General features: G+C 40.3%; 12 protein-coding genes. All 12 read left to right on the forward strand.

What is annotated here, in order from left to right; all coding sequences use genetic code 11:
- The first annotated feature begins 34 nt into the window (after positions 1 to 34).
- Positions 35 to 295, forward strand: coding sequence for a cell division protein ZapA (gene zapA, locus ACFQZ9_RS17085; protein WP_498944707.1), 261 nt, complete (start codon positions 35 to 37; stop codon positions 293 to 295).
- A gap of 7 nt (positions 296 to 302) precedes the next feature.
- Positions 303 to 857, forward strand: coding sequence for a CvpA family protein (locus ACFQZ9_RS17090; protein WP_198309377.1), 555 nt, complete (start codon positions 303 to 305; stop codon positions 855 to 857).
- 240 nt (positions 858 to 1,097) lie between these two features.
- Entirely contained in the window at positions 1,098 to 2,816 is a 1,719-nt protein-coding gene (gene polX / locus ACFQZ9_RS17095; RefSeq protein ID WP_498944708.1) for a DNA polymerase/3'-5' exonuclease PolX, read from the forward strand.
- Positions 2,817 to 2,837: 21 nt separating this feature from the next.
- Entirely contained in the window at positions 2,838 to 5,195 is a 2,358-nt protein-coding gene (locus ACFQZ9_RS17100) for an endonuclease MutS2 (RefSeq protein WP_498944709.1), read from the forward strand.
- Positions 5,196 to 5,266: 71 nt separating this feature from the next.
- On the forward strand, positions 5,267 to 5,674 hold the full coding sequence (locus ACFQZ9_RS17105; RefSeq protein WP_498944710.1) for a DUF350 domain-containing protein: 408 nt from the start codon (positions 5,267 to 5,269) through the stop codon (positions 5,672 to 5,674).
- Between the two features lie 258 nt (positions 5,675 to 5,932).
- Positions 5,933 to 7,633, forward strand: a complete 1,701-nt coding sequence (locus ACFQZ9_RS17110) for an AMP-binding protein (protein WP_498944711.1) — start codon at positions 5,933 to 5,935, stop codon at positions 7,631 to 7,633.
- A gap of 212 nt (positions 7,634 to 7,845) precedes the next feature.
- Positions 7,846 to 8,436: a fatty acid metabolism transcriptional regulator FadR gene (gene fadR, locus ACFQZ9_RS17115; RefSeq protein WP_026572251.1), complete on the forward strand. Its 591-nt coding sequence runs from the start codon at positions 7,846 to 7,848 to the stop codon at positions 8,434 to 8,436.
- Between the two features lie 18 nt (positions 8,437 to 8,454).
- A complete protein-coding gene (locus ACFQZ9_RS17120) occupies positions 8,455 to 9,228 on the forward strand; it encodes an enoyl-CoA hydratase (RefSeq protein ID WP_498944712.1) in 774 nt (257 codons plus the stop codon).
- 110 nt (positions 9,229 to 9,338) lie between these two features.
- Positions 9,339 to 10,112, forward strand: coding sequence for an electron transfer flavoprotein subunit beta/FixA family protein (locus ACFQZ9_RS17125; RefSeq protein ID WP_198309370.1), 774 nt, complete (start codon positions 9,339 to 9,341; stop codon positions 10,110 to 10,112).
- A 100-nt stretch (positions 10,113 to 10,212) separates the two neighbouring features.
- Positions 10,213 to 11,190, forward strand: coding sequence for an electron transfer flavoprotein subunit alpha/FixB family protein (locus tag ACFQZ9_RS17130; RefSeq protein ID WP_327835549.1), 978 nt, complete (start codon positions 10,213 to 10,215; stop codon positions 11,188 to 11,190).
- Between the two features lie 198 nt (positions 11,191 to 11,388).
- Positions 11,389 to 11,703: a thioredoxin gene (trxA, locus tag ACFQZ9_RS17135; protein WP_198309368.1), complete on the forward strand. Its 315-nt coding sequence runs from the start codon at positions 11,389 to 11,391 to the stop codon at positions 11,701 to 11,703.
- A 133-nt stretch (positions 11,704 to 11,836) separates the two neighbouring features.
- Positions 11,837 to 13,609: an excinuclease ABC subunit UvrC gene (uvrC, locus tag ACFQZ9_RS17140; protein ID WP_498944713.1), complete on the forward strand. Its 1,773-nt coding sequence runs from the start codon at positions 11,837 to 11,839 to the stop codon at positions 13,607 to 13,609.
- The last annotated feature ends 26 nt before the right edge of the window (positions 13,610 to 13,635 follow it).

The following is a 13,635-nucleotide window of genomic DNA, read 5'->3' on the forward strand; positions in this document are numbered from 1 at the left end:
GAGAGTAGGATTCCTTTGAATGGAGGCATTTACGTTGTCAAACTCACAAAAATCAAGAACAACCGTTAGTATTTACGGACAGCAATATGTCATTGTCGGAGATGAAAGTTCAAGCCATATCAAGCTTGTAGCCTCATTAGTTAACGATAAAATGCGGGAAATCAGCTCAAGGAATCCGTCGCTTGAGGTAAGTAAATTAGCCGTTTTAACAGCGGTAAATGCCGTTAATGATTATATTAAAATCAGAGATCAATTGGAGCGGCTGAAAGCTGAATTAATTAAGGAAAAGGACTGAAAAGTCAATGCTGGATTTAGCCATTATCATTTTATTAATTATTGGATTTTTTACAGGTCTTAAAAGGGGTTTCATCCTTCAGCTTGTACATTTAACAGGATTTATTATTGCATATATTGTGGCAAATTTATACTATGATGATTTGGCCTCAAGGTTAACGCTGTGGATTCCTTATCCCAAATTAGGGGAGGACACAACCTTAAAGCTTTTAACGGGCAGCAGCAATATGGAAGCAGCTTTTTATCGGGCGATTGCCTTTGTCATCATCTTTTTTGCCGTAAAGGTACTGTGTCAAATCATTGGTTCCATGCTTGATTTTATTGCCCATTTGCCGGTCCTTAGATTTTTAAATGTTTGGGCAGGGGGATTCCTTGGATTTGCAGAAGTCTATTTACTTATTTTTATTTTATTATATATTGCAGCGCTTATTCCATTGGAAGTTTTACAGAATCCATTAGATCATTCTGTATTGGCCGGGATGATGGTAAAGCATACCCCAATCCTTTCGCAGCAAATTAAGAGTCTATGGATTGAATATTCAACTGCTTTAACTTCTCTGTAGCAGAGAAGTTTTTCTATTGGCTGATAGGTAAATAAATTTTCGACTTCGAGAATTGTCTAGCTCCAGCGCCTAGCCCCTCGAGGGAAAAAATGAACTGCTTTTTTCCTAGGTCGCTTCGGTCCTGACGATGAAGTCAAAAAACGACTTCACCGCCAGGACCACAAGCAGCTGTCGGGGCTGACCAAGGCGCTTACGCTTTTCTCAATAAGGAAATGCTATTCTTTAAGGTGGGTGGAATCGATGGAAGTAAATAAAAAAGAAGTCATTCGTTTATTAGAAATCATTGCGGTTTATATGGAACTGAAAGGGGAAAATCCGTTTAAGGTTTCCGCTTTTCGAAAAGCCGCCAATGCTTTGGAGGTCGACGAACGCAGTTTATTAGAGATTGAAAACTTTACGGCGATTTCCGGTATTGGGAAAGGAACGGCCGCTGTCATTGATGAATACATAAAAGACGGTACATCCACTGTATTGGATGAGCTAAAAGAGGAAGTTCCAGCTGGATTAATTCCGTTATTGCAAATCCCAGGACTCGGAGGCAAGAAAATTTCAAAGCTATATCAGGAGCTTGGAATTGAGGATGTCAATGATTTAGAGGAAGCCTGTAAATCTGGCAAAGTGCAGGGGCTTGCCGGCTTTGGCAAGAAAACAGAAGAGAAAATTTTAGCGGCTATCGCGGACTTAGGCAATCGGCCGGAGAGGCTGCCGCTTGCCTATATGCTTCCGATTGCCGAGCAGATTGAAGCAATCTTGGCAAACACCCCGGATATTGAGCGCTTTTCAAGGGCAGGAAGTATCCGCAGAATGAGGGAAACGATTAAAGATTTGGATTTTATTATTGGGACGAACCATCCTGAAAGTGTAAAGGACTCCCTGCTGAAATTTCCAAAAATTAAAGAAGTCATTGGAGCTGGAGGCACAAAGGTTTCCGTCGTATTTGGACTGGATTATGATGTTTCCGCTGATTTCCGTCTGGTAAAACCGGAGGAATTTATTACAACCTTACATCACTTTACCGGTTCAAAGGACCATAATGTCCGTATGCGCCAGCTGGCTAAGGAACGCGGTGAGAAAATTAGTGAGTATGGTGTTGAAAATCTCGAAACAGGTAAAATTTTGACTTTTTCCTCCGAAGAGGAATTTTTCAAACATTTCGATCTCCCGTTTATCCCGCCGGAAATTAGGGAGGATGGCAAAGAAGTCGAAGAATTCACGGCAAATGAGGAACTAATCGAGCTGAAGGATATAAAAGGGGATCTCCATATGCACTCAACATGGAGTGACGGTGCCCATACGATCGAAGAAATGGTCGAAGCCTGCCGTGCCAGAGGCTATAAATATATGGCCATTACCGATCATTCCCAGTATCTCAAGGTGGCTAATGGCCTTACAAGAGAGCGGCTTTTAAAACAAAGGGAAGAAATTAAAAAATTAAATGAAAAATATGATGATATTCTCATTCTATCCGGGGTGGAAATGGATATTCTTCCGGATGGAACATTAGACTATGAAGATGATTTACTCGGTGAGATGGATTTTGTGATTGCCTCAATCCATTCCGCTTTTTCCCAGCCGCGGGAGAAAATCATGGAACGGCTTAAGACAGCTTTAACTAATTCCCATGTCGATTTAATTGCCCATCCAACCGGCCGTAAAATTGGACGCCGTGCCGGCTACGATGTCGATTTGGATCTGCTCATTGAGCTCGCAAAAGAAACGAACACGGCGTTAGAATTAAATGCAAACCCGAACCGGCTTGATTTATCGGCAGAATATTTAAGAAAAGCACAGGCAGCGGGTGTAAAGATTCTTATTAATACGGATGCCCATAGAATAGATACATTAGCCCATATGGAAATTGGCGTTTCAGCTGCCAAAAAGGGCTGGATCAAAAAATCCTCGGTGTTAAATGCACTGGAAACGAATGATTTACTGGAATTTTTGCATAATCGATCATAAGAAATAAGGAGGTCTCTTTCCATGCAAGAAAGAACCTTAAAGGTATTAGAATTCAATAAAGTGAAGGAACAGTTGTTTAACCATGCTGCTTCCTCACTTGGTAAAGATAAAATAAAAAACCTTGTTCCCTCAACAGATTTTTCCGAAGTCGTGAAGCTCCAAGCGGAAACGGATGAAGCGACAGCTGTACTAAGGTTAAAAGGGAATGTGCCTCTCTCAGGGGTTCACGATATACGCGCCCATATTAAACGTTCGGTCATTGGCGGTGTCTTGAGCACGCATGAATTGGTTCAAACTGCGAGCACGATTTATACAAGCCGGCAAATGAAACGATTTATTGAGGAGATTGCGGATGAAAAATTGGATCTCCCTATTTTAGCAGACAAAGCCGGGCAAATTATTCCGCTGACAAACCTTGAACATTCAATTAAATATGCCATTGATGAAAGTGGTGAAGTTTTGGATGGGGCCAGTGAGCTATTGCGTTCGTTGCGATCCCAAATGCGCTCCAATGAGGCAAGGATCCGCGAAAAGCTTGAAAGTATGATTCGCTCTTCAAGTGCGCAAAAAATGCTGTCTGATGCGATTGTAACGATTCGTAATGACCGATACGTCATCCCGGTAAAACAGGAATATCGCGGACACTACGGCGGAATTATCCATGACCAAAGTTCCTCAGGACAAACATTATTTATTGAACCGCAAGCAATTGTTCAATTGAATAATCAGCTCCAGGATATTCGGGTAAAAGAGCAGCTGGAAATTGAACGAATTTTAACGGAGCTATCGGCAAATGTGGCTGAGCATGAGTCAGAACTAAAGGTAATTGTTGAAGTTCTTGGTGATTTGGATTTTATTTTTGCAAAAGCAAGATATGGCCGGCAAATTAAAGCGTCTATGCCAACCATGAATAATGAAGGAAGAATTCGTTTATTTAAGGCAAGACATCCATTAATCCCGATTGAGGAAGTGGTCGCGAACGATATTTTCCTTGGAACGGACTATTCAACGATTGTGATTACCGGACCAAACACGGGCGGGAAAACAGTGACATTAAAAACATTAGGTTTATGTTCGTTAATGGCTCAAGCCGGGTTGCAGGTGCCGGCATTAGATGGTTCGGAGCTTGCTGTTTTTCATGCTGTATATGCTGACATTGGCGATGAACAGTCAATTGAACAAAGCTTAAGTACCTTTTCCTCCCATATGGTCAATATTGTCGATATTTTAAATAAAGTAGATTATAAAAGTCTGGTTTTATTTGATGAACTTGGTGCCGGTACTGACCCGCAAGAGGGTGCTGCATTAGCCATCTCGATTTTAGATGAGGTGCATAAAAGGGGAGCAAGGGTGATTGCCACCACCCATTACCCGGAATTAAAAGCCTATGGCTATAACAGAGAAGGGGTCTTAAATGCAAGTGTCGAATTTGATGTAGAGACACTTAGCCCAACGTACAAGCTGCTATTAGGGGTACCTGGCCGAAGCAATGCCTTTGAGATTTCCAAGCGACTAGGGTTGAACGACCGGGTTATTGAGGCTGCCCGCTCCCATGTCAGCGAGGATACCAATCAAATCGATAAAATGATTGCTTCCTTAGAGGAAAGTAAGCGCCAGGCTGAAAAAGAACAGGAAGAAGCCCGCGAATACTTAAAGCAGGCAGAAAAGCTTCATAAGGACCTCCAAAAACAAATGATAGAGTTCTACGAGAATAAGGACAGCTTGCTTGAAAAAGCGGCCGAAAAGGCTAAGGATATTGTTGATGATGCAAAGGGAGAGGCTGAAAAAATTATTCGTGACCTTCGGAAAATGCGCATGGATAAGCATGCCGAGATTAAGGAACACGAGTTGATTGATGCGAAAAGACGCCTTGAGGAAGCAGCGCCTGAAATCAAGAAATCAGCAATTTCGGCAGCGAAGAAAACGAAAAAACATACATTTGCATCTGGTGATGAAGTAAAGGTTTTAACCTTTGATCAAAAAGGCTTTTTAATCGAAAAAACTTCATCAGGTGAATGGCAAGTTCAAATTGGGATTCTCAAAATGAAGGTGAAAGAAAAAGACTTGGAATACTTGAGCACCCCAAAACAAGTAGATACAAAACCAATGGCCATTGTACGGGGAAGGGATTCGCAAGTAAAACTTGAACTGGATCTTCGCGGGGAAAGATATGAAGATGCCTTGTTAAAGGTGGAGAAATATATCGATGATGCTTTATTATCAGGATATCCACGTGTTTCAATTATCCATGGAAAGGGTACGGGTGTTTTAAGGCAAGGGGTTCAAGAATATTTACGAAATCACCGCTCCGTTAAGAAAATTCGCTTCGGAGAAGCTGGTGAAGGCGGATCAGGTGTAACCGTGGTTGAATTCAAGTAGATTTCAACTTGTTGAATTTAAAATAGAATTCAACATTGGTTGAATTTAAATCATGTTCGGGGAGAATCGTAATGAACCAGTTTTGGGAGAACGACTATATTCAAATTGCAGCCAATTATAGTGTTGTTATTTTATGTATGATTGTCTTTTTAGCGATTTTTGAAGTGGTAACGAAATATCGAAATTGGGAAGAAATTAAAAAAGGAAATATGTCGGTAGCAATGGCGACAGGGGGGAAAATATTTGGAATCGCCAATATTTTCCGCTATTCAATTGAGCAGAATGAATCGCTGCTCATGATGATTGGCTCAGGAGTTTTTGGGTTTGTGCTTCTTTTAGCCGGTTATTTTATCTATGAATTTTTAACGCCGAAATTTAAGATTGATGAAGAGATTCAAAGCGATAATCGGGCAGTTGGTTTTATTTCGATGGTCATTTCAATCGGTTTATCTTTTGTAATTGGTGCAGGGATATCGTAAGGGGAGAACTAAAGTGGAGACATTAGCAAAGGTACTGATGGGATTGTGCGGGCTGTTCTTGCTGATCGGATTAATTTATATGATATTTTTTTAGTAAAACTAGAATCATCGCTGAAAATATTCAGCGATGATTTTTTATTTGATTTAGCTTATATATCCGTTGAGTACAGATTCTCTTTTCATTGTCTAACTTATCTATCTATATTATAATATAAGTAGTTTGAATTTTTTAATAATTTTTAAAAAAGGAGGAGTTCAATGTCCGACCTCAAACCATGGTTGAAACACTACCCTGAGGAAATTCCCGCCACATTGGAGTATTCTTCAGAGCCTGTTCAGCAATATTTAATCAATGCTGCCAAAAATTATCCAGACAAGATTGCGATTCATTTTATGGGGAAGGAAATGACTTATAAAAAGCTTTATGAAGAGTCACTTGTGTTTGCCGGGTATCTTCAGGACCTCGGGATTTCAAAAGGTGACAGGGTCGCAATTATGCTTCCGAATACACCTCAGTCAGTTGTAGCCTACTACGCCATTCTTATGGCGGGCGGTATTGTCGTTCAGACCAATCCTTTGTATACGGAAAGGGAACTTGAGTATCAGATGAAGGATTCAGGAGCAGTCGCCATCATTACCCTCGATATCCTCTATCCGCGTGTATCCAGTGTACAATCGCGAACCGATCTCAAGCATATTTTTGTAACCGCCATCAAAGATTATCTGCCATTTCCAAAGAATTTAGTTTATCCCTATATCCAGAAAAAACAATATGGAATTGTCGTCAATGTAAAACATGAAGGAAGTACCCATCTTTTAAAAGAGATTATAAAGGGTCAGCCGAAGGAATTAAAGGCGTTTGACTTCAATTTTGAGGAAGATTTAGCCTTACTCCAATATACAGGAGGAACAACGGGTTTCCCAAAAGGGGTCATGCTAACGCATAAGAATTTAGTCTCAAATACTTCAATGTGTCAGGCATGGCTTTATAAATGTAAACCGGGTGAAGAATCGGTCCTTGGAATCCTGCCCTTTTTTCATGTGTATGGCATGACTGCTGTTTTGATTTTATCCGTAATGCAGGCACAAAAAATGATTTTATTGCCCAAATTTGATGTCGTTACCACATTAAAAACAATTGATAAAATGCGCCCGACCCTTTTTCCAGGTGCACCAACCATTTATATAGGTTTATTGAATCATCCTGATTTGAAAAAATACGATCTTTCTTCCATTAAGGCCTGTATTAGCGGGTCTGCTCCATTGCCGGTTGAAGTTCAGCAGAAGTTTGAAGACGTAACCGGAGGAAAATTGGTAGAAGGATATGGTTTAACAGAGTCTTCACCTGTTACCCATTCAAATTTCCTTTGGGACCGACCAAAAGTAAAAGGAAGTATTGGGGTTCCGTATCCGGATACGGACGCCGCGATTTTTTCAATGGAAGGTGAAAGACTTCCTGTGGGAGAAATCGGTGAAATTGCCGTAAAAGGACCACAAGTAATGAAAGGTTATTGGAACCGGCCTGAGGATACAGAACAAACCTTACGAGATGGTTGGCTGTTAACGGGAGATCTTGGCTATATGGATGACCAAGGATATTTTTATGTGGTCGACCGTAAAAAGGACATGATTATCGCAGGCGGATTCAATATTTATCCTAGAGAGATAGAGGAAGTTTTATATGAACATCCGGATGTACAAGAGGCTGTAGCCGCAGGAATTCCTGATCCTTATCGCGGGGAAACGGTTAAGGCTTATGTTGTACTAAAAGATGGTTCAACTGTCACAGAGGATGAATTGAATCAATTTACTAGAAAATATCTAGCTGCCTATAAGGTACCAAGAATTTATGAATTTAGAAAGGAGCTCCCAAAAACAGCTGTCGGAAAAATTTTAAGAAGAACATTGGTTGAGGAAGAAAAGAAAAAACTAGATGAGGAACGACCTAAGCATGCATAACATGAAAAGGCCGTGAAATTCAGGTCTTTTATTTTTTGACAATATCAGCTTGTCTTCTTTTGATGTTTAAAGTTTTCGGAAAAATTGGTATAGTATTTCTTGACAGATGTTTGAATAAAATCTATTATTAAATTATGAATGATGGTTCATTCATTTTCTATCCGGGATAAAAAATGAATGAACTTTTTCTTCAAAGGGGGGATATGACAACGATGAAAAAAAACAAACCAAAATATATGCAGATTATTGATGCAGCAGTGATTGCCATAGCAGAGAATGGTTACCACCAAGCCCAGGTTTCGAAAATTGCCAAGCAGGCAGGAGTGGCTGATGGGACCATTTATCTTTATTTTAAAAACAAAGAAGACATCCTAATCTCACTCTTTGAAGAAAAAATGGGGAACTTTGTTGAAAAAATTGAAGAAATGATAGCAGGAAAACACTCAGCGGCAGAGAAATTATTAATAATGATAAAAGCTCATTTTCAAATGCTCTCTGATGACCATCACTTAGCAATTGTTACTCAGCTCGAATTACGCCAATCCAATAAAGAATTGCGCTTAAAAATAAACGACGTTCTGAAAGGATACTTAAAGCTGATAGAGAGAATCGTGTTGGAAGGCAAGGAAACAGGGGAATTTTCAATTGACCTGGATGTGCGTCTTGCAAGGCAGATGATTTTTGGCACAATTGATGAAACCGTGACATCGTGGGTAATGAATGAGGAAAAGTTTGATTTATACGCACTTGCACCCTCGGTCCATCATCTTTTAATTAATGGATTTGGGAGCCGAGAATGCTAATCAAATGGGGGGAGAAAATTGGAATTTTTAAAATGGTCTAAAGAAGACCAAATCGCAACTATCACGATTGAACGTCCTCCGGCGAATGCCCTTTCATCAGGTTTACTCAAGGAAATTTCGGCTGTGTTGGATGAAATTGAATCGAATCTTGATGTAAAAGTGATTGTACTTCATGGAGAGGGCCGCTTTTTCTCAGCTGGTGCTGATATTAAGGAATTCACGACCATTTCTTCTTCAGAAGGTTTTTCGCAGCTTGGTAAATATGGGCAGGATGTATTCGATCGTATGGAGAAGTTTCCAAAGCCGATTATTGCTGCAATTCACGGGGCTGCACTTGGTGGAGGCTTGGAGCTGGCAATGGCGTGCCATATCAGACTTGTCAGTGAAACGGCGAAGCTTGGCCTACCGGAGCTTCAGCTTGGATTAATTCCAGGTTTTGCAGGAACACAGCGACTGCCAAAATATGTCGGAGTAGCCCGTGCTGCAGAAATGCTTTTCACTTCTGAACCAATTACCGGTGTACAGGCTGTTCAATATGGGCTTGCCAACCATGCTTATCCGGAAGGGGAAGTATTAGAAAACGCTTATAAATTGGCTAAGAAGATTTCCAAGAAAAGCCATGGCTCTTTAAAGTCAGCTATACTATTATTAAATTATGCAAAAACAGAAGAGTTCTATGAAGGTGTAAAAAAGGAAGCCGAGTTATTTGGTGAAGTATTTATGTCAAATGACGGCCAAGAAGGAATCCAAGCCTTTATTGAAAAAAGGGAACCACATTTTAAAGGTGAATAAACTTCGCTAGCGTGGTTGAACGCGCATCGAAGTCTTTATAAAATTTTTTTTCGAAAAAGTTTTCTTAATCTTTCAAACTGAGCGAATGCTCGAAATTTAGGAGGGAAACCATGAACATTTATGTGTTAATGAAAAGAACCTTTGATACTGAAGAAAAGATTTCGATTTCCGGCGGAAAAATCAATGAGGACGGTGCAGAATTTATCATCAATCCTTATGATGAATATGCGATTGAAGAAGCCATTCAAGTACGCGATGCAAATGGCGGCGAAGTAACCGTTATTTCTGTTGGCAATGAGGAAGCAGAAAAGCAATTACGTACTGCATTGGCGATGGGTGCAGACAAAGCGGCTTTAATTAACATTGAAGATGATATTGAGAATGGTGACCAGTTTACGACAGCAAAGATTCTTGCTGAATACTTAAAGGACAAAGATGCGGATTTAATCCTTGGCGGTAATGTGGCAATTGACGGCGGTTCTGGACAAGTAGGTCCACGTGTTGCAGAGCTATTAAATATTCCATATGTTACCACCATCACGAAGCTTGAAATTGACGGAAGCAATGTAACCGTTACCCGTGATGTTGAAGGAGATTCTGAGGTGATTGAAACGAGCCTTCCATTGCTTGTTACAGCACAGCAAGGTTTAAACGAACCTCGTTACCCTTCATTGCCGGGAATCATGAAAGCGAAAAAGAAACCACTTGAAGAACTTGAATTAGATGACCTTGACCTTGAAGAAGATGACGTTGAAGCTAAAACGAAAACAATTGAAATTTATTTACCGCCTAAAAAAGAAGCTGGAAAAGTATTAAGTGGAGAGCTTGCTGACCAAGTAAAAGAACTTGTTCAACTTCTTCATACGGAAGCAAAAGTAGTTTAATCGGTTTAAAATAAGAGACTTGTCAATTGGCTTAGTAAGTTGGGCAAGGAAAAAGACAGGGTTGAACGATTAGCCAAAATTGTTGCAGGAGGTAAAGGGAATGTCTAGAAAAGTATTGGTATTAGGAGAAGTCCGTGACGGATCATTACGTAATGTTTCATTCGAAGCAGTTGCTGCTGCGAAAACAGTGGCAGAGGGCGGAGAAGTGGTTGGAGTTTTGGTCGGCGAAGCTGTAAGCGCTTTAGGTTTAGAACTCATTAAATACGGTGCAGACCGTGTCGTTGTTGTCGAAGATGAGAAATTAAAGCAATATACATCAGATGGTTATTCTCAAGCTCTTTTAGCTGCAATTGAGCAAGAAAAGCCGGAAGGTCTTGTATTAGGCCATACTGCACTTGGAAAAGATTTATCTCCAAGGATTGCTGGAAAGCTTGGATCCGGTCTGGTTTCTGATGCTACTGCAGTAGAAGCTGCAGGTGGTAACATTGTCTTTACAAGACCTATCTATTCAGGTAAGGCATTTGAAAAGAAAATCGTAACAGATGGTTTAATTTTTGCATCTGTTCGTCCAAACAATATTGCTCCATTAGAAAAAGACGACAGCAGAACAGGTGAGGTTTCCAGCCTTTCCGTTGATATTAAAGACCTTCGTGCGATTATCAAAGAAGTGGTTCGCAAAGCAAGCGAAGGAGTTGACCTAAGTGAGGCGAAGGTAGTTATTTCCGGCGGACGCGGTGTGAAAAGTGCCGAGGGCTTTGAACCGTTAAAGGAATTAGCGCAAGTTCTTGGCGGGGCAGTTGGAGCTTCCCGTGGTGCATGTGATGCTGACTACTGTGATTATTCCCTGCAAATCGGGCAGACTGGTAAGGTTGTAACTCCTGATTTATATATTGCCTGCGGTATTTCCGGAGCGATTCAACACCTTGCGGGAATGTCTAACTCTAAAGTAATTGTTGCTATCAACAAAGATCCGGAAGCAAACATCTTTAAAGTAGCTGACTATGGTATCGTTGGCGACCTATTTGAAGTCGTACCAATGTTAACTGAAGAGTTTAAAAAGCTTAAAGTTCACTCATAATAAGAAGAGCGAAGGCGAAGGCGCTTACGCTTGAAAATTGAAGCGAGCGGAAAGATCCGCTCGCTCTTATTACGATTTTTTATAGAATACTTATGGATTTAATGGGAAAATTATCTACGAAACATATTATTAGCTTGATTTACCAAACGATGGTATACTTTCGGTAGTATTTCAGTATTTTATAGGAGGTCAATATAAATGGCTATTTCACATGTAACTGATCAAAATTTTTCGGCTGAAACAGGCTCAGGCCTTGTTCTTGCAGATTTCTGGGCACCATGGTGCGGACCTTGTAAAATGATCGCTCCTGTTCTTGATGAACTTGATTCAGAAATGGGCGAAAAAGTAAAAATCGTTAAACTTGATGTTGACGAAAACCAAGAAACTGCAGCTAAATACGGCGTTATGAGCATTCCAACTTTGCTTGTTTTCAAAAATGGCGAAGTTGTCGATAAAGTTGTCGGCTTCCAACCAAAAGACGCATTAGCAAGCGTGTTACAAAAACACGTTTAAAAATAGCCCCAAAAACCTTAGCTGGAACTTTCCGGCTAAGGTTTTTATTTTTCCTATAAAACACAGCTTTTCATTGACCGTAATTTAATTTAAACTTTTATATAGATATAAAGAATGGGGTGGGGTGGCCGGAATGAACGAAACAATAAAACAAAAATTAACATTACTGCCTGATCAGCCTGGCTGCTACTTAATGAAAGACCGCCAAGGAACAATCATCTATGTAGGAAAAGCAAAAGTCTTAAAAAATCGTGTCCGCTCCTATTTTACCGGCTCACACGATGGCAAAACACTGAGACTGGTAAATGAAATTGAGGACTTCGAATACATTGTAACTTCCTCCAATATTGAGGCACTGCTTCTTGAATTGAATTTAATTAAAAAGTATGACCCTAAATACAATATCATGCTAAAGGATGACAAAAGCTATCCGTTTATAAAACTAACAGCAGAAAGACATCCAAAGCTAATCATTACAAGAAAAGTTAAAAAGGATAAAGGCAAATATTTTGGTCCCTATCCGAATGTTGGAGCAGCAAATGAAACAAAAAAATTGCTTGACCGCCTCTATCCATTACGGAAATGCTCAACACTCCCAGACCGCGTCTGCCTTTATTATCATTTAGGTCAATGCCTCGCACCATGTGTGAATGAAGTGGCGGAAGAACAATACAAGCAAATGACCGATGAAATTACGCGCTTTTTAAATGGCGGATATAAGGAAATCAAAAAAGATCTTACTGAAAAAATGACCGCAGCGGCGGAAGAATTGGATTTTGAGCGTGCAAAAGAATTCCGCGATAAAATTATCCATATTGAAACGATTATGGAAAAACAAAAAATCACGATGACTGATTTTACGGATCGTGATGTGTTCGGCTATGCTGTTGATAAGGGCTGGATGTGTGTCCAAGTCTTCTTTGTCAGGCAAGGGAAACTCATTGAGCGGGATGTATCCATGTTCCCGATTTACAATGAACCAGAGGAGGAAATCCTCACTTACCTGGGTCAATTTTATCAGAAGACCAATCATTTTAAGCCAAAGGAAATTTTAATTCAGGATGAAATTGATCTGGAAATGGCTGAACAACTTCTTGAAGTAAAGGTGTTAAAACCGCAGCGCGGGCAGAAAAAGGATCTCGTCAAAATGGCGATTAAAAATGCTAAGATTGCCTTGAATGAGAAATTTTCATTGATTGAGAAAGATGAAGAGAGAACGATTAAGGCTGTAGAGACCCTTGGAAATCTTCTTGGAATTTATACGCCGCATCGGATTGAAGCCTTCGATAATTCAAATATTCAAGGGACGGACCCGGTGTCGGCAATGGTCGTATTTACCGATGGAAAGGCAAACAAACGGGAATACCGTAAATATAAAATTAAATCCGTTCAGGGACCTGATGATTATGAGTCAATGCGCGAGGTTACAAGACGAAGATATGCAAGGGCTTTAAAGGAAGAGCTTCCACTTCCGGATTTAATCATCATTGACGGCGGGAAGGGACATGTCGAGGCGGTTAGAGATGTATTAGAAAATGAACTTGGTCTCGATATTCCAATCTCCGGCCTAGTGAAGGATGAAAAACACCGTACATCTCAATTGTTGTACGGGAATCCACTTGAAATAGTCCCGCTTGCAAGGAACAGTCAGGAGTTTTATTTGCTGCAAAGAATTCAAGATGAGGTTCACCGATTCGCGATTACCTTTCATCGCCAGATCCGTGGCAAAACAGCTTTTCAATCGCTGCTCGATGATATCCCCGGTATTGGAGAGAAGCGGAAAAAAATGTTATTAAAGCATTTTGGTTCCGTGAAAAAAATGAAAGAAGCTAATCTTGAGGAACTTATTGAAGCTGGCCTGCCGGTAAATGTTGCTGAAGAATTAATGAAAAAACTTCAAAGTTGACCGTTGTCAGAAGAATAGTCCTATGC

Source organism: Neobacillus sp. GCM10027624 (genome assembly GCF_042675345.1).
In the GTDB taxonomy this organism is placed as follows: Bacteria; Bacillota; Bacilli; order Bacillales; family Cytobacillaceae; genus Neobacillus; species Neobacillus cucumis_D.

What these genes read in the sequence shown, in the direction of transcription:
- ACFQZ9_RS17125 (WP_198309370.1), top strand. Translation starts at nt 9,339, where the DNA reads ATGAACATTTATGTGTTAATGAAAAGAACCTTTGATACTGAAGAAAAG.
- uvrC (WP_498944713.1), top strand. Translation starts at nt 11,837, where the DNA reads ATGAACGAAACAATAAAACAAAAATTAACATTACTGCCTGATCAGCCT.
- polX (WP_498944708.1), top strand. Translation starts at nt 1,098, where the DNA reads ATGGAAGTAAATAAAAAAGAAGTCATTCGTTTATTAGAAATCATTGCG.
- ACFQZ9_RS17090 (WP_198309377.1), top strand. Translation starts at nt 303, where the DNA reads ATGCTGGATTTAGCCATTATCATTTTATTAATTATTGGATTTTTTACA.
- ACFQZ9_RS17100 (WP_498944709.1), top strand. Translation starts at nt 2,838, where the DNA reads ATGCAAGAAAGAACCTTAAAGGTATTAGAATTCAATAAAGTGAAGGAA.
- fadR (WP_026572251.1), top strand. Translation starts at nt 7,846, where the DNA reads ATGAAAAAAAACAAACCAAAATATATGCAGATTATTGATGCAGCAGTG.
- ACFQZ9_RS17105 (WP_498944710.1), top strand. Translation starts at nt 5,267, where the DNA reads ATGAACCAGTTTTGGGAGAACGACTATATTCAAATTGCAGCCAATTAT.
- ACFQZ9_RS17130 (WP_327835549.1), top strand. Translation starts at nt 10,213, where the DNA reads ATGTCTAGAAAAGTATTGGTATTAGGAGAAGTCCGTGACGGATCATTA.
- ACFQZ9_RS17110 (WP_498944711.1), top strand. Translation starts at nt 5,933, where the DNA reads ATGTCCGACCTCAAACCATGGTTGAAACACTACCCTGAGGAAATTCCC.
- trxA (WP_198309368.1), top strand. Translation starts at nt 11,389, where the DNA reads ATGGCTATTTCACATGTAACTGATCAAAATTTTTCGGCTGAAACAGGC.